This window comes from Allobosea sp. MMO-172, from assembly GCF_037147855.1.
Lineage (GTDB): Bacteria > Pseudomonadota > Alphaproteobacteria > Rhizobiales > Beijerinckiaceae > Allobosea.
The window spans coordinates 59,225-75,166 of sequence record NZ_JBBCUM010000003.1; the positions used below are offsets into that span (position 1 = coordinate 59,225).

The 15,942-nt window shown below is 68.6% G+C and carries 17 protein-coding genes; 9 read left to right on the forward strand and 8 right to left on the reverse strand.

Going from position 1 to position 15,942, the window contains the following annotated elements; genetic code table 11:
• Window positions 1-80 precede the first annotated feature (80 nt).
• The 3 genes from WFK61_RS05570 to WFK61_RS05580 all read left to right on the forward strand — a co-directional run bounded on the left by WFK61_RS05570 (window position 81) and on the right by WFK61_RS05580 (window position 1,908).
• Window positions 81-602 (forward strand): cysteine dioxygenase, encoded by a 522-nt coding sequence (locus WFK61_RS05570; RefSeq protein WP_336810551.1) that lies wholly within the window; start codon window positions 81-83, stop codon window positions 600-602.
• A 76-nt stretch (window positions 603-678) separates the two neighbouring features.
• A complete protein-coding gene (locus tag WFK61_RS05575; protein ID WP_336810552.1) occupies window positions 679-1,269 on the forward strand; it encodes a glycoside hydrolase family 19 protein in 591 nt (196 codons plus the stop codon).
• A gap of 129 nt (window positions 1,270-1,398) precedes the next feature.
• On the forward strand, window positions 1,399-1,908 hold the full coding sequence (locus tag WFK61_RS05580) for a TspO/MBR family protein (RefSeq protein ID WP_336810553.1): 510 nt from the start codon (window positions 1,399-1,401) through the stop codon (window positions 1,906-1,908).
• Here the strand turns inward: WFK61_RS05580 and WFK61_RS05585 are convergent.
• From WFK61_RS05585 to WFK61_RS05595, 3 genes are all read right to left on the reverse strand, one after another.
• Window positions 1,905-2,279 (reverse strand): response regulator, encoded by a 375-nt coding sequence (locus WFK61_RS05585; protein ID WP_257732652.1) that lies wholly within the window; start codon window positions 2,277-2,279, stop codon window positions 1,905-1,907. The genes WFK61_RS05580 and WFK61_RS05585 overlap by 4 nt on opposite strands.
• Before the next feature lie 9 nt (window positions 2,280-2,288).
• A complete protein-coding gene (gene hpt / locus WFK61_RS05590) occupies window positions 2,289-2,846 on the reverse strand; it encodes a hypoxanthine phosphoribosyltransferase (RefSeq protein WP_336810554.1) in 558 nt (185 codons plus the stop codon).
• 136 nt (window positions 2,847-2,982) lie between these two features.
• Entirely contained in the window at window positions 2,983-3,783 is an 801-nt protein-coding gene (locus tag WFK61_RS05595; RefSeq protein WP_336810555.1) for a DUF3426 domain-containing protein, read from the reverse strand.
• Window positions 3,784-4,013: 230 nt separating this feature from the next.
• Between WFK61_RS05595 and ftsE the strand changes: the two genes are divergently transcribed.
• The 5 genes from ftsE to WFK61_RS05620 all read left to right on the forward strand — a co-directional run bounded on the left by ftsE (window position 4,014) and on the right by WFK61_RS05620 (window position 7,857).
• Complete coding sequence (gene ftsE, locus WFK61_RS05600; protein ID WP_257732655.1) at window positions 4,014-4,673, forward strand: cell division ATP-binding protein FtsE; 660 nt, start codon at window positions 4,014-4,016, stop codon at window positions 4,671-4,673.
• On the forward strand, window positions 4,666-5,619 hold the full coding sequence (locus WFK61_RS05605; RefSeq protein ID WP_442896273.1) for a cell division protein FtsX: 954 nt from the start codon (window positions 4,666-4,668) through the stop codon (window positions 5,617-5,619). The genes ftsE and WFK61_RS05605 overlap by 8 nt, the downstream gene beginning before the upstream one ends.
• Window positions 5,620-5,731: 112 nt before the next feature.
• On the forward strand, window positions 5,732-6,532 hold the full coding sequence (locus tag WFK61_RS05610; protein WP_336810557.1) for a YdcF family protein: 801 nt from the start codon (window positions 5,732-5,734) through the stop codon (window positions 6,530-6,532).
• On the forward strand, window positions 6,474-7,352 hold the full coding sequence (locus WFK61_RS05615) for a lysophospholipid acyltransferase family protein (RefSeq protein WP_336810558.1): 879 nt from the start codon (window positions 6,474-6,476) through the stop codon (window positions 7,350-7,352). Before WFK61_RS05610 ends, WFK61_RS05615 begins: the two co-directional genes overlap by 59 nt.
• Window positions 7,353-7,458: 106 nt before the next feature.
• Window positions 7,459-7,857, forward strand: coding sequence for a hypothetical protein (locus tag WFK61_RS05620; RefSeq protein ID WP_336810559.1), 399 nt, complete (start codon window positions 7,459-7,461; stop codon window positions 7,855-7,857).
• A 154-nt stretch (window positions 7,858-8,011) separates the two neighbouring features.
• Here the strand turns inward: WFK61_RS05620 and WFK61_RS05625 are convergent, their stop codons facing one another.
• Entirely contained in the window at window positions 8,012-8,581 is a 570-nt protein-coding gene (locus tag WFK61_RS05625; protein ID WP_336810560.1) for a gamma-glutamylcyclotransferase, read from the reverse strand.
• A 169-nt stretch (window positions 8,582-8,750) separates the two neighbouring features.
• Here WFK61_RS05625 and WFK61_RS05630 point away from each other — a divergent pair, with 169 nt between their 5' ends.
• Window positions 8,751-9,794, forward strand: a complete 1,044-nt coding sequence (locus WFK61_RS05630) for a DUF2125 domain-containing protein (protein ID WP_336810561.1) — start codon at window positions 8,751-8,753, stop codon at window positions 9,792-9,794.
• 60 nt (window positions 9,795-9,854) lie between these two features.
• Here the strand turns inward: WFK61_RS05630 and rpoH are convergent, their stop codons facing one another.
• From rpoH to WFK61_RS05650, 4 genes are all read right to left on the reverse strand, one after another.
• Entirely contained in the window at window positions 9,855-10,751 is an 897-nt protein-coding gene (gene rpoH, locus WFK61_RS05635) for an RNA polymerase sigma factor RpoH (protein WP_336810562.1), read from the reverse strand.
• A 219-nt stretch (window positions 10,752-10,970) separates the two neighbouring features.
• The gene (locus WFK61_RS05640; protein WP_336810563.1) at window positions 10,971-11,999 is read right to left on the reverse strand and encodes an RluA family pseudouridine synthase; all 1,029 of its coding nucleotides are present in this window, start codon (window positions 11,997-11,999) and stop codon (window positions 10,971-10,973) included.
• A gap of 200 nt (window positions 12,000-12,199) precedes the next feature.
• On the reverse strand, window positions 12,200-13,909 hold the full coding sequence (locus WFK61_RS05645; protein WP_336810564.1) for a heme biosynthesis protein HemY: 1,710 nt from the start codon (window positions 13,907-13,909) through the stop codon (window positions 12,200-12,202).
• A gap of 18 nt (window positions 13,910-13,927) precedes the next feature.
• A complete protein-coding gene (locus WFK61_RS05650; RefSeq protein WP_336810565.1) occupies window positions 13,928-15,775 on the reverse strand; it encodes a uroporphyrinogen-III synthase in 1,848 nt (615 codons plus the stop codon).
• Window positions 15,776-15,942 lie beyond the last annotated feature (167 nt).

The following is a 15,942-nucleotide window of genomic DNA, read 5'->3' on the forward strand; positions in this document are numbered from 1 at the left end:
AGATGAAAATTCTCCAACTCCGCAAACCGCTGCCCCCATTCGCGCCCTATCATTTCCCCAGTGATCCAGAGGGGAATGGCATGCAGGGTTTTCTCAGCGAAGAGCGGCGCGGGGCCGTGCTGCGCAATCTGCGGACCGATGCCGGCACGATGACGCGCGACTACCTGAGCGCCGCCCGCGAGGTGCTGCAGGAGCTCGTCGCCATGCCCGACCTGATCCAGCGCCTGCCACTGGAGCGCAAGGCCGGCTGCTATAGCCGCAACCTCCTGGCCGGCGACGAGAATGTCAGCGTCTGGGCGATCGTCTGGGGCGAAGGCTCGGCCACCTCGATCCACGACCATCATTGCTCCTGCTGCTTCGGCGTCGTCTCCGGCACCGTCACCGAGACCTGGTATCGCGCCATCGACGCCAATCGCGCCGTGCAGACCGAGGAGCAGGAGCGCAAGCCGGGCTACGTCGCCTGCATGCTGCCTTCGGGTCCGAATATCCACCGCATGCGCAATTTCGGGCCGGGCGAGGCGATCTCGATCCATATCTACGGCTTCGATCACGAGGTGCATGCCTCCTCGATCGAGACCGAATACACCGCCGTCAGCGGCTGACCCTTCCCGCCGGGTATCTTATCCCCGGCCCCGCGACAGCGGTGATGATGCTCTCCTTCCCTGGGAGGGCATTTTCATGTCGATGCGCGCCATCGGAAACTGGATCGGCCTCGACCACGCAGCCGCGCCGGAGCTGACGGTCACCCGCGAGCGCCTGCTGCGCCTTGCCCCCTCGGCCAGTGCGGCGATCGTGGCCGGTATTGCCGAGCGCTTCGACGAGCTGGCGGATGACCACGACGTCACCACGCCGCGGCGCATCTGCCATTTCCTGGCGCAGGCGGCACACGAGACCGACGGCTTCCGGACGCTCGAGGAATATGGCGGCCCCGCCTATTTCATCCGCTACGAGGGCCGCCGCGACCTCGGCAACACACAAGCCGGCGACGGCATCCGCTATCATGGCCGCGGCATCTTCCAGCTGACCGGGCGCGCGAATTACCGTCGCTTCGGACAACGGCTCGGCCTCGATCTGGAAGCCGAGCCCGAACGGGCCAAGGAGCCCGAGACCTCGCTGCGCGTCGCTTTCGCCTACTGGGCCGAACGCGCGATCAACCCGGCGGCTGATGCAGACGATGTCGAGCGCGTGACGAAGCTGATCAATGGCGGCCGCAACGGGCTGGCGGAGCGGACGCGCTATCTGCAGAAGGCCAAGGGGATTTGGTCCTGACAGGTTTCCGCACACAGGGCTTTTTGCGGCTCTGCCTGAAAAGTTCCATGAGAAGCGGGAATGCTCGCTCCATGCCCTGAGCAGGCGCACCGCCTTGCGAGCTACGCCGCACCGCCCCATCATCGCACTATGACGACGCCTGCCGACATCCGAGCCGATCATCGCCCGCCGCTCTGGGCGGCGCTCGCCATCGCGATCCTGCCGGTGGTGGCCGCCTCGGTCGCCGGCAGCGCGGTGACCGTCCCGCAGATCCCGGCCTGGTATGCCGGGCTCGCCAAGCCGCCCTTCAACCCGCCGAACTGGATATTCGCACCGGTCTGGACGACGCTCTTCGCCCTGATGGCGCTCGGCGTTTTCCGCATCCTGCGCCTGCCGGTCGGCACGCCCGGCCGACGCCGTGCGCTGCTGGCCTATCACCTGCAGCTTCTGTTCAATATCGGCTGGTCCTTCGCCTTCTTCGGCGCCAACAGCCCGCTGGCCGGCCTCGCGGTCATCCTGCCGCTGCTGGTCCTGATCATAGCGACGATCGCAGCCTTCCGGCCGCTCGACAGGCTCGCTTCGAACCTGCTCTGGCCCTATCTCGCCTGGGTCGCCTTCGCGACGCTGCTCAACGCCTCGATCTGGTGGCTGAACCGCTAACCGATCGAGCGCTCGATCACCTTCATCACGGTCGCGCGCAGATCGGCGATGGTGAAGGGCTTGGCCATCACCTCGGACACGATCGACTCCAGGCTCTTGGCCCGCTCGCGCTGCTCGGCATAGCCGGTCATCAGCATGATCGTCAGCTCCGGGAACTGCTGCTTGGCCGCAAGCGCCAGCGCGATCCCGTCCATCAGCGGCATGCGGATATCGGTCAGCAGCAGGTCGAAGCGGCCTTGCTCCGCTTCGAGGATATCGAGCGCCTCGGCCCCGTCGGACGCGGTCAGGCAGCTATGCCCGTCGAGGCTCAGGCCCCGCGCGACCAGCACGCGCAGCGGCTCCTCGTCATCGACGACCAGAATACGTGACATGGATACTCCTCAGATGCCGGGCAAGCCGGCCTGATCATCGGTCTCGACCACGCCGACGAAGGGCAGCTGCCGATAGGAATGGGCGACATCCATGCCGTAGCCGACCACGAAATAATCAGGGCATTCGAAGCCGACATAATCGGCCTGGATATTGACCGCCCGCTTGTGCGGCTTCTCCAGCAGCACCGCGGTCGAGACCTTGCCCGCACCGCGCGCCGCCAAGAGGTCCTTGGCAAAGGCGAGCGTCCGGCCGGATTCGAGGATGTCGTCGACCAGCAGTACGTCGCGCCCGCGCACCTCGCTCTGGACGTCACGCAGGATCTCGACCTGGCCCGAGGAGGTCGTGCCGGCGCGGTAGCTCGACAGGTGGACGAACTCGACCTGCGGCGCGAGCCCGGTGCGATGCATCGCGCGGATCAGGTCGGCGGCGAACATGAAGGAACCCTTCAGGACGGCGACGACGAGCAGGTCCTTCGGATTGCTGGCCGCGATGGCTTGCGCCATCTCCTCGTTGCGCCGCGCGATCGCCGCTTCGTCATAGAGAACCCTGATGCGCCGTTCCGGCATGATGACTCCGTTTCGATATCCGGCCGCAACCAGCCTCGCGCGTTTCAGGCGCGCTCAAGACCGATGCAGGCAATGATGCGTGAACACGGTCCGGCTGCTGTGCCGGACCGGTCGACAGATCCCCGTCCTAGCAGCCTCAGTGCTTGCTGGCGAGATTGGCTGCAGTTTCGGCGGATGTGAAGCGCACCCTGACCGACTGTCCCTGCTCCGGCGGCGAAGCCAGCCGGGCCCGGAAGCGGACGAGCTCGGCCGGTTCGAGGCTCGCGCGCGGCGGCTCGGTCGTCCAGGTGTAGAGCGTCGCACCGCCGGCATCCTTGACCGCGACCTCGATCAGCGGCACCGCCGTCTTGCTCTTGGTGATGTTGGTGACCTCGCCCTCGACGATAAGGAAGCGGTTCTGGCCGTCGGCGACGAGGCCGCTCTCGATCGCACTGAGGCTCAGGCCCCGGACATTCACGGGCATGCCGATCTTTTCGAACAGGCCAGCAAGCTGCGGCGCAGCACGGACGGCCGCCTGACGCTGCCAGACGACGATGCCGAGCAGCGCAAGGCCGGCAAGCGCTGCCGCTATCGGCCGCCCCGCTCCGCCCCGGCGCAGGAAAGCGCCCGGCGGCTTGTCCGGCTTGCCCGGGCGCTTGGTCCGGCGCTTCGGCGCGGCGGCCACCGGCGCCTCGACGACCGGAGGCTCCTCGGAAACATCCTGCCCGCCCGCTTCGGCAGCAAGCGCGGTGATTTCGGCATCGATCGCGGCGGCGCGCTCCAGCTCCTCGGCGAGCAGCGCCTGCGTCTCGGCCTCGCTCGGCGGCTCCGGGAAGGCTGCAGGCTCGACATGCCAGGACGTCTTGCAGCTGGCGCATCGCACCTTGCGCCCTTCCGGCCCCAGTTTGGCCGCGTCGAGTTCATATTGGCTCGCGCAGGATGGGCAGACGATCAGCATGGGTGCGAGCCAACTCCTTCAAGACGGTTGCCGCAAGCGCTTCGGCATGGCAGCGAGGCGCTACGCCGCAGCAGCAATTGCGCGCGCCTCCATTGGCGCGATTTATGGTTAACGCCTCGTGAAGAATCTTCGGCGCAGATTGGCCGCGTCACGGTCTTTCCGCGCGCCTCGGCTTGCGGTGTAGGATCGCCTGCGGATTCGCAAGAGATCGGTTCAACAAGGAAGACCGCTTGGTTCGGTTCGAAAACGTCGGCCTGCGATACGGCATGGGTCCGGAGGTGCTGAAGGATATCAACTTCAGCATCGAGCCGCGCTCGTTCCAGTATCTCACCGGTCCCTCCGGGGCCGGCAAGACGACGCTGATGCGCCTCATCCTGATGGCGCTGAAGCCGACGCGCGGGCTGGTCAACCTGTTCGGACAGGACGTCTCGCGGCTCGATCCCGATACGCTCACCGCCTTCCGGCGCCGCATGGGCGTGGTCTTCCAGGATTTCCGCCTGCTCGATCACCTCACCGTCTACGAGAACGTCGCGCTGCCGCTGCGCGTCCTCGGCAAGGAGGAGGCGAGCTACCGCGCCGAGGTCGTCGAATTGCTGCGCTGGGTCGGGCTCGGCGAACGCATGCACGCCGTGCCGCCGGTGCTCTCCGGCGGCGAGAAGCAGCGTGCGGCCATCGCCCGCGCGCTGATCAGCCGGCCAGAGCTCCTGCTCGCCGACGAGCCGACGGGCAATGTCGATCCCGGCCTTGGCCGGCGCCTGTTGCGGCTCTTCATGGAGCTGCAATCGCTCGGCACCGCCGTCGTCATCGCGACGCATGACCTCAACCTGATGGACATCTACGACGCACCGCGCCTCGTGCTGGCCGACGGACACCTGCATGTCGATGCCTGAAGCCAGCGACCGGGAATCGGGACGGGAGCGCGGCCTGCCGCCCAATCTCCGGCGCGACCAGCCGCTCGTACCAGTCGACAATGTCGCCGGCCGCGCCCTGATGGCCGTGATCGCGATCCTGACCTTCCTGGCCTCGCTCAGCGCGGGTGCCGCGGTGCTTGCCGCGCGCGCCTCCGATCAATGGCGCGGCGCCATCTCCAATGAGATGACCATCCAGGTCCGTCCCGATTCGCACCGCAAGATCGACGATGACGTCGCCCGTGCCGTCATGCTGGCAAGCGGGCTGAAGGAGGTCGAGAGCGTCCGCGCCGTGCCCAAGGCCGAATCCGACAAGCTGCTCGAACCCTGGCTCGGCACGGGGCTCGATCTCGTCGAACTGCCGGTGCCGCGCCTGATCGTGCTCAAGCTTCGGCCGGAAGCCGGCAGCGATCTCGGAGGCTTCGGCGCGACGCTGCGCCGTGAAATACCGACCGCGACGCTCGACGACCACCGGCTCTGGGTCCGGCGCCTCTCCGCCATGGCCGGCACCATCATCGCCTCCGGCTTCGCCATCGTGCTGCTGGTGCTGACGGCCGCAGCGCTCGCCGTCGCCTTCGCCACGCGCGGCGCCATGGCCGGCAGCCGTGACAGCGTCGAAGTGCTGCATTTCGTCGGGGCCGACGACGATTTCATCGCCCGCGAATTCCAGAGCCGCTTCATCCGGCTCGGCCTCCGTGGCGGCCTGTTCGGGGGGCTCGCCGCCATCGCGACGATCGCCGTGCTAGGCTTCCTCGCCTCGCGCTGGAGCGCTACGCCCGAGGCGGAGCAGTTGCAGGCCCTGTTCGGCGCCTTCGAGATCGGCTGGACGGGCTATGGCGCCGTCATCCTCGTCGCCCTGGTTGTCGCCGTGATCGCCGGCCTCGTCTCCCGCTTCACCGTGCGCCGCCACCTGAGGATGCTGGCATGAGCATCGCAAGCGCGGCACGGCGTCAACCAAGCCTTAACGCTTGCGGCAGGACCGGACGCATGCCTGCCGCCGTTATGCCCGATTGCCGCGTTACGACGGCGGCGTCATGGCCATGATCGGCAGCACAGACGACCATCTCAGGATGGCCCATTCCGATTCCGCGCCCCGGAGCGGCAAGCCTGCCCGGTCGATCTCGCTGCGCCGTATTCTCGGGCTCGCGACGGCTGCTCTCGCTGGCATCGGCCTCCTGCTCCTGGGCATCGGCTATGCCCGTTTCGCCGGCAAGATCGATGCACGCGAACCGGCCAGCACGCCACGCACCGATGCGATCGTCGTCGTCACCGGCGGCGCCCAGCGCGTCGGCGATGCCATGGGCCTGCTCGGAGCCGAACGCGGCCGGCGGCTCCTGATCAGCGGCGTCAACGAGAAGACCGGCCGCGAGGAACTCGCCAAGCTGAACCCCGCCTCGCGCGACCTGCTGGCCTGCTGCGTCGATCTCGACTATCGCGCCCGCAACACCATCGGCAACGCGATCGAGGCCCGCCGCTGGCTCCGCCGCCACGGCTTCCGCTCGCTGCTGGTCGTGACCTCGAATTATCACATGCCGCGCACGCTCGCGGAATTCGCCCATGCGATGCCGGGCGTCGAGCTCGTCGCCCATCCGGTCGTGACCGAGCATATCGACACGGCCGGCTGGTGGTACCGCTGGTCCACCATCAAGATCCTCGCGCCGGAATACGCGAAATATCTGGTCGCGCGCCTGCGCAGTCTCGTCGAGAGCGATCCCGAAACCTCGCGCCTCTCGGTGATCATCGGCGGCCGCAAGCCGGTTTCGCCGAAGCCAGCGGACTCGCTTGGCCCCGCTGGCGAAAAGCGCACGCGCCTTCCGGAACAGCATCGCCACGAGGGATGATGCCGAAACGGGCAAGGCGACGCTTGACCGCGACGGCATCTCGGGCTCATTGCGCAGCATGCTCGTCCTGCGCTCCCTCGCCTTCAATGTCCTGTTCTATGCCAATCTCGTCCTCTGGCTGATCTTCGCGGTCCTGCCCGCGCTGCTGCTGCCGAAGCGCGCGCTGCTGGCGGTCGCGATCGCCTGGTCGCATTCCTCGCTCTGGCTGATGCGCGTCGTCGCCGGCACGCGCTACGAGATCACCGGCGTCGAGAACATCCCGGAGGGCGGCCTGATGGTGGGTGCCAAGCACCAGTCCTTCCTGGAGACCTTCGCGCTGGTCACCGTGTTCACGAACCCGGTCTTCATCCTGAAGCGCGAGCTGACCTGGATCCCGGTCTTCGGCTGGGCCCTGACGAAGATGCGGATGATTCCGGTCAATCGCGGCGCCCGCGCCCGCGCGCTCTCCGATGTCACGCGCCGCGCCAAGATCGAGCTCGGCCAGAACGGCCGCCAGCTCCTGATCTTCCCGGAAGGCACCCGCCGCGCGCCCGGCGCCCCGCCGGCCTACAAGTTCGGCGCCGCCCATCTCTATGCCGAGCTCGGCGTGCCCTGCGTCCCGGTTGCGCTGAACACCGGCCTCTACTGGCCTCGCCGCAAGTTCCTGCGCCGCCCCGGCACCGTCCGGATCGAGATCCTGCCGGCGATCGAGCCGGGGCTCGACAAGGTCGCCTTCCAGGCCATCCTGCAGGAGCGCATCGAGACGGCAAGCGACCGCCTTCTGGCCCAGGGCCGCGCCGAACTCGCGGCGCGCGGCATGGACCCGCTCGCCAGTTCCTGACACACCCTGACAGCAGCAGAGCGGGAAAGCGCCGGCCTCGTCGCCGGCGGCGCTTGACTTATCCCCAGATCGTTCCCATTTTGTTCCCATCACTGGAGGAACGGATATGGCCGCTCTCGCCTATCGCTATACCCCCGATCTCTTCGACGAGGCGCCGGCCGCCCGCGAAATGCCCCTGCGCAGCACCGCTGCTCTCAGCGAGCGCCGCTTCACCGCCTGGCGTGGCCGCTCCGGCCGGCGCTATGTCGCATCGGTCTTCTCCGTCGACGACACGCATGCGCTGAGCTTCACCGATGCGGTGCTTCTGGCGATCTCGGCCGACCGGCGCGTCATCGCCGCCCGCGATTCCGGCCCCTTCGGCATCGAGGCCGCGCTCGGCCGCTGGCAGCGCGCGGTCATGGCCGCCGGCGCCTGCGAGATCCATGTCCATCTGCTCGCAGAGGACGGGATGAGCCGCCGCGCCGCCCTGCTCGACCTGATGCCGGAAGCCAGCCCGGAGGGCTGACGAGAGCAGGACCGTATCCCACGGAGCCTGAACGTCATCCCGGACAAGCTGCGCAGCAGCGCCGATCCGGGATCCATCGTAGGGCAGCAAGCTCTATGATGGATCCCGGGGCAAGCCCGGGATGACGTAGTGGCTCCGAGAACAGTTGGCTCTTCTATCCCGCCAGCGGCGGATGGGGCGCACCAAGCCCCGGCGCCAATTGCTGCGCAAGGTCCGCCAGCACGGGATCGAAGATACCCATCTTGCGCAGATGCTCATGCGTCTGCAGCACATAGTCCGGGTTCTCGCCGGACTGGCCCTTGCCCTCCCGCACAAGCTTGAGCAGCTGCGCCGCGGGCAGCTTGCCGGCATATTGCAGGTGCTTGCGGTCGGCGACATAGACGATGCCGCGCACCTGCCGGCCGTCCTCCAGCTTCAGCGGCACATGGCGTTCGAGATAGACCGCCGTCGCCTGCTCGCGTGCCCGGAGATAATCCACCGTCTCCTGCGCCTGCCCGGCCGCGACCCGGAAGGCGAGCCCGCGGCAGACCCCGCCGCGATCCAGCCCCAGCACCAGCCCCGGCCGCTCCGGCGTACCGCGATGGACATGCGAGAACACGCAGAGCGAGCGATGATAGCCGTGGAGCCGCGCCTGCACGCTCTCCTCGAAAGCGAAGCCCGGCCGCCAGATCAGCGAGCCATAGCCGAAGACCCAGAGATCCGTTGCGCCGAATTCGGTCGTCATTTTCGTCCCATAATTTGGCCGCGCCGGCCTGCTTGCTTGAGCATCAGACCGAAAAGCGGTACCCGCTTTTCAAGCAAATCCGGTGTCACGACAACGAGATAGATCGGCCGCGACGGCAGTCCGGGCGATCTAGCGATCCGCCCGCCTCCGCGCAAGGAATGCCTGCCGCATGACCGATACTCTTCCGACGCGCCGCCGCAGCCGCTTCTGGCTCTACGGCCCCTTCATGCTGCTGGTCGTCCTCGCCGTCGCCTGGTCCGCCTTCTGGTTCTATGCGCGCGGCCGCGTCGCGGCCGAGATCGAGAATGCGCTGGCCCGCGAGGCGCAGCGCGGCCGCACCTGGAGCTGCACCGACCGCAGCGTCAGCGGCTTTCCGTTCCGCATCGAACTGCGCTGCAACGCGCTGGCCCTGACCTCGACCCGCTGGGGTGATGCGGTCCGCGTCGAGACCGGCCCCTCCGTCGCCGTCGCTCAGGTCTATTCGCCTAGCCTCATCATCTTCGAGGTCTCGGGCCCGGCCAAGGCAACCCTGCCCGAAGGCCGCGTCTTCGACCTCAACTGGAAAAGCCTCGGCGCCAGCCTCTCCTGGCGCAGTCCCGAGCGCTTCGCGCTCGTCGCCAGCGAACCGCGCGGCGTGCTGACCACGCCCGGCCTCGCGACCGAGACCTGGGGCGCGGCGACACTCGAAGCGCACCTACGCCGCAACCCGACGCGCCCGGCAACCGAGCAGGCCGTCGACATCGCCATCTCCGCCAAGGGCACGATCCTGCCGCCGATCGATGCCCTGCTCGGCAACACGGAAGCCGGCGAGATCGACCTCCAGGCGACGCTCACGCAAGCCGAGAGCTTCCGCAAGGGCTTCAATCCCGACACCCTCGAAACTTGGCGCACCGCCAACGGCACGCTCGAACTGACCCGCCTCGTCTCGACCAAGGGCAAGGCCCGCGTCGATGGCAGCGGTCAATTGGCCCTCGATCCGCTGCACCGTGTCGCCGGCGACCTCCAGCTGGCAGCCGCCGGCATCGAGCAGATCGGCGGCCTGCGCATCGGCAACCTCCTGGGCGGCCTCGGCGGTTTCCTGGGCGGGCGCGGCGGCAACAATGCCGGCGCGGCGCCCGGCCTCACCACCCTGCCGCCGGTCTCGCTGCGCGAAGGCCGGGTCTTCATCGGCCCGTTCCGCCTGCCGCTGCAGCCGCTGCCGCCACTGTACTGACGGCAAAAGAAAAGGGGCGCCTCGCGGCGCCCCTTCAAACTCTCGACGGCAGAAACCGGGTCAGGCCGCCGGCAGCGCGGCGCGCGGCGCCTCGATGCGGGTGATCGCCTTCTTCACGGCCTCCTGCACCTTCTCGAAGGCGCGGACCTCGATCTGGCGCACACGCTCGCGCGATACGCCGAACTCCTCGGAGAGCTGCTCCAGCGTGATCGGGTCCTCGGCCAGGCGACGCGCCTCGAAGATGCGGCGTTCGCGGGGGTTCAGCACCTCCAGCGCCTCGCGCAACGCCGAATGGCGGTTGTCGGCCTCCTCGGAATCGGCGAGGCGGCGTTCCTGGCTCTCCGAATCATCGACCAGCCAGTCCTGCCATTCGCCCTCGCCATCCTCACGCAAAGGCGTGTTGAGCGAGGCATCGCCGCCGAGGCGGCGGTTCATGTCGACCACGTCCTGCTCGTTGACGCCGAGCTTGGTCGCGATCTGCTGCACCTGATCGGGACGCAGATCGCCCTCGCCCAGCGCCGAGATCTTGCTCTTGGCCTTGCGCAGGTTGAAGAACAGCTTCTTCTGGTTGGCCGTGGTGCCCATCTTCACCAGCGACCACGAGCGCAGGATATATTCCTGGATCGAGGCCTTGATCCACCACATCGCATAGGTGGCGAGGCGGAAGCCCTTCTCGGGCTCGAAGCGCTTCACCGCCTGCACCAGGCCGACATTGCCTTCCGACACGACTTCGCCGATCGGCAGGCCGTAGCCGCGATAGCCCATGGCGATCTTGGCGACGAGGCGCAGGTGCGAGGTCACGAGCTTGTGCGCCGCATCGCGGTCGCCATGCTCCCGCCAGCGCTTGGCCAGCATGTATTCCTCGCTCGGTTCCAGCATCGGGAACTTGCGGATTTCATCGAGATAACGTGACAGCCCGCCTTCGGCGGACAGGACGGGCAGCGAAGCACTCGCCATGCTCGTTCTCCTCATCGAGGCCCCCGCTTGGCGGCAGGCCCTCCGCGCGATCAACCTTCGCGCAGGCTTCGGATTTAAGCAAAACGATCCAACGCTGGAACCTGTCATCGGTTCGGTCGGAACGCTCGCTTGCGGCGCCCCCTTGGCCATCCGCATCCGAACAACCCCAGTATATGCGAACTCACTCTGGCGGAAAGGTGGCAAAACCGCCCGGTTCGCTCACAGCCGCGCGAGCGCTGCTTGCAAATTCGCAAAATCCTCGGGCGGCTCCGACTCGAACAGCATCTCTTCGCCACTCGCCGGATGCTCGAATCCGAGGATTGCCGCATGCAGGGCCTGGCGGCCGAGCGTGGCCAATGCCGCCTGCGCATCCGCCGGCAGCCTCACGGCCTTGGTGGCGAAGCCCGAGCCGTAGAGCTGGTCGCCCAGCAGGGGATGGCCGATATGGCTCATATGCACGCGAATCTGGTGCGTGCGCCCGGTCTCCAGCCGGCATTCGATCAGGCTCGCCAGCGGCTCGGTCTCGTCCAGCCCCTTCAGCAGCGGCGGATAGCGTTCGAGCAATTCGATATGGGTGATCGCCTCGCGTCCGCGCCCTTCCTTGACCACGGTCATCTTCTCGCGATTGCGGGTCGAGCGCTCGATCGGCGCGTCGATCGTGCCTTCGCGCAAACGCGGCACACCCCAGGCGATGGCGAGATAGGCCCGTTGCAGCGGCCCGGTGCGGCCATGGTCGGCGAACTGCTTGGCGAGCTTCTGATGCGCCCGGTCGTTCTTGGCGACGACGAGCAGGCCGCTGGTATCCTTGTCGAGCCGGTGCACGATGCCCGGCCGCCGGACGCCGCCGATGCCGGAGAGGCTCTCGCCGCAATGGGCGATCAGCGCATTGACCAGCGTGCCGTCCTCATGCCCGCCGGCCGGATGGACGACGAGCCCTGCCGGCTTGTCGATCACGATCAGGTGCTCGTCCTCGTAGACGACGTCGAGCGGGATATCCTGCCCGACCGGGTCGGCCGGCTTCGCAGCGGGCATGACGAGCGCGATCGTGTCACCCTCGACCACCTTGCGGCTGCCGTCGCTGAAGACGGCGCCGTTGAGGCTGACCCCGCCCTCCTTGATGACCTGCTGCAGGCGCGCGCGCGAAATCTCGCCGGCCAGAAGGGCGAGCGCCTTGTCCAGGCGCTGGCCGGCCTGCTCGGGGCCGACCGTCAGCGTGACGGCGGCGTTCGGATCGAGAATGGATGTCATCGCGCCGCTATAAGGCGCATGGCCGCCGGCCGCACGCCTTTTCCGCAAACCTTGACCAAACCTCCTCCGTCATCACGGACGGAGCGCAGCGAATATCCGGGCTCCATGCCGGAGCGCAGCCGAAGAAGGTTCAGGCATGGATCCCGGGTCTCCCTACGGTCGCCCGGGATGACCATGGAGGATGGAAGTGGCGATCGTCGTCAGCCGAACAGCCTGAAGCCGCTCTTCTTCGGCTCCGGCGGCGGTTCCTCCTCCGGTCCCGGATCGTCAGGCGCGTGCGAGACCGGGAAGATCACCGGCTTGGGCGACGCCGCCTCGCGCGGAGCCGGCTTGCTTTCGACTGGCTTGGCCTCGGCAGGCTTCGGTTCAACGGGCTTCGCAAGTTCGACGGCCGCTTCCACCGGCTTCGGTTCGACGACCGGCTTCGGCTCCTCCTTCGGGGCCGGGGGCGCAGCAGCCACCGCAGGTTCCGGCTTGGGCTCTTCCTTCGGCGCAGGTGGAGGTGGCGGTGGCGGCGCAACGGCCGCAGGCTCGATCGTCGTGACGCTCTCCGCCTTGACCTCGATCAGCTTGGTCGAATCGTCGAGATCCGCCAGCACGTCGTCGACGGCCTGAGCCCGGCTTCCCAGCGTCGCCGGTGGCACCGTCCAGACGAAGGCGTCGAGCCGGCCGGTGATCGGCGAGACCGGCATCCAGTGGTCGGAAACCAGTCCGTCCGCGACCCAGGCAGCATCACGGGGCGCCCGCGTCGCCCGCGCCAGCCATTCGCGCACGCGGCCCGCAGCACCATGCTCGGCGTCTTCCAGCTCGGCCATCAGCAGGCAGGCGCGCACCGAGGCGCCACCCGCCAGCAAGGGCTTCAGCGTCTCGCGCGCCTTCTTGAACTCGCGGGCCTGGATCGCCGCTCCGGCCAGCGCGAGAACGCTTTCCGGATCGGAGGGACGCAGCTTCGTCAGCGTCGTCGCCCGGTTGAGGCGGTCGAGCGCGCTGTCGCCCGGCCGCGCATCGAGATAGGCGGCGGCGATATCGGGATGCGGCGCATCCTTCCAGGCGGCTTCCAGCAGCTTCGACGCCTTGCGGACATCGCTGCGCTCGGCGAGCATCCGGCCAGCCAAGGCAGCGGCCGGTGTCAGGGCCGGCGCCAGCTTCACCGCTTCGAGCGCAGCCGCAAGCGCCTTCTCGGGCTCGTTGTCGCGCGCCTGCAGGGCCTCGGCGGCCAGCAGCACGGCGCGCTGGCGGCGTGCCTCGGCCTTGTCGGCAAGTCTCAGCGCGGCGCGGCGCTCGACGGCGGTGCGGGCCGCGGCCCAGTCGCCGGCCTGCGTATGGAAATCGAGCAGCGCGTCATTGGCCCAGGCCAACGAGGGCGAGCGGCGCACCGCATCGTCGGCGAAGGCGCGCGCGGCGGTGGCGTCGCCGCGGCGCTTGGCCTCGACGAAGAGGCCGCGCAGGCCCAGCACCCGCGTCTCGGATTTATCCAGCATCGCCTTGAAGGCGGCCTCGGCCTGTGCCCGGTCGCCGCTCAACTGCGCGGTCTGCGCCTCCAGCAGCAGGGTCAGCGGCTCGCCAGGCACGAAACGGCGCGCCTCTCCGGTATAGCGCCCGGCGGCGATGGGATCGCCCGCGCCGATCGCGACCATGCCGCGCGACACGGCCTCGAAACCGCGCGCCCGCCGCCGCGCCCGCGAGGACAGGCTGAAAGCCGAGGGCAGGGCGAAGATGAAGCGGAAGATCGCCCAGACCAGCAGCACGAGGAAGGCCAGCGCGACGACGCCGATCGCGGCCAGCGCAACGCTGGTTTCGATCCGGTAGCCCTGCCAGAGCACGGAGACCTCGCCCGGCCGGTCGGCAAGCCAGACGGCACCGAAGGCGAGGCAGGCAAAAACGGCGAGGTAGACGAGAACGCGAACCATGGACCTCTCAACCCTCCGTCAGCCAGCCACGCCGAGCGCCGCGACCGCATCCTGCGCGATTTTGGCGATCGCCGCATCCGCTGCGGCACGCTTCTGCAGATCGGCGCCGAATTCCGCACTGGCACGGCGCGCCGGCTCCGGCAACTGGCCCCACAGGCTCGCGGCCTTGACCATGTCGCCGGCAGCGATGGCGCTCTCCAGCCGGATCGGCAGCGTCGCCGGATCGGTCGAGCCGCTGTCGCCGACCGGGCGGACCGTGACGACGCGGCTGGTCAGGGCCAGCAGCTTGTCCGTCCAGCTGTCGGAAACCGGCATCACCTCGCGCTGGAACGTCGCGCCATGCTTGCGGAAACCTGCCTGGAGCGCCTCGCGGGTCGGAGCTCCCGAGGTCGCGACCGCCGTCAGAGCGGCGAGATCGGCCTGTGCCACCCCGCTCTTTGTCAGCGCCGCGACATCACCGGCAAAGGGCCTACCGCCGGCAAGCGCGCGCTGCACCCGCTCGGCCAGGACGATCCGCGCCGCCGCCATCGCCTCCGGGCTCGCACCTGCTGCGGCCTTTGCCTGCGTCTCGACGCTGCCGAGCCGCCCCGCGATCTGGTCGAGGCGCTGTCCGACTGCGGCGGCCGCCGCTTCGGCACGCTGCGCCTGCGCGCTGAAGGCGCTCGTATCCGGCGCCTGCGCATTGCCGAGCGAAGCCAGCTTCGCCGTGACGGCCTGCAATTCGGAACCGGCCTTCGCGGCAGCGTCCGACGCCGCAGCCGCCTTGCGATCGGCCGCAGCCGCGCTCGCCTGCAGGGTTTCGACCCGGCTGCGCAATTCCGTGATCGCTTCGGTGCTTCCTGCCGGGGCCGGCTTGGGGACGACATAGGACACGAGGACGCCGCCGATCACGCCACCGACGAGAGCGGCAGCAGCTACCGCGAGCCAGGGCGTGCGCGCCGGAACGTCACGATCAGCGACCGGCCGCGTCGCCTCGACGGGCGGCGGCGAGAATTCCTGCGGCAGCGCCTCGGTCGGCGCGACCGCTTCCGGCGAAGGCTTCGCCTCACCCGCAGTCTCGGCGGTTTCCGACGCCACCGCCTGCAGGTCGACGGTCGGCGGCGTGCGCTGGAGGCTGCCACGCGGCTCCGGCCGGGCCGGATCGCCAAGGCGCTCGCGCGCCGAGACCTGCTGCAATGCCGCCAGCATCCCGGCTTCCTCCGGATGCTCGGCAACAAGGACGGTGCTGGCCCCGGCCGATATCAGGGGAGCGGCGACATCGGCGGAGAGGGTGACATGGGTCAGTTCGAGCGCCTCGTCGGCGACATTGGCGGCCTGCGCCAGCGCGATGAAGGTCCGCGCCCCGCGCGCCGAATAATGCAGCGCCGCACCACCGCCGCCATGCCTGAGCGCAGCCTGCGTGTCCTCGGGAAGGACGGAGACCGGTTCGGCCGCATAGGCGGTCCACAGCGTCACCTCGTAGCCGGCCTCGCGCAGGCGATCGGGCACGTCCTCCTTGCGGTCGCGCCCGGCGATCATCAGCAATTTTGCGGGCGCCGGCAGGGTGCGCTTGATCAGCTCGATCAGGTCGTTGCGGTCGCCATCGGCACTGCGGGTGTCGTCGAGCCCGGCCTCGCGCACCTTCGCCGCCGTGCGGCTGCCGACCGTGAAGACCGGCAGGTCACGCCAGATCGCGGGCCCATCGGCCAGCGCCGGCACGCCGTTGCCGCTCGTCAGGACGATCGCGTCGAACGCGCCTTCGGGCGCGGCATCCGGCAGGCGGACCACCTCGAAGAGGGGCGCGACCACCGGCTCGAAACCGTGCTCGGCGATGGCGCGCGCGGTCCGTTCGGCATCGGGGCGGGGGCGAAAGACGAAAACGCGCATTCACAGCTCCTGACGAGACAGGCGACGGGCACCGGACGATCCGCGAAGGATGCAGCATTCCGCGTTCGGGCTGCATTGAGGCGGAACAATGATGCCGTGCATGCCGTCTCCCATTTTGTCTCTGGCGCAAAGGCGACGGTCCGCGCCCCTTGGCCTTGCATCCTGCC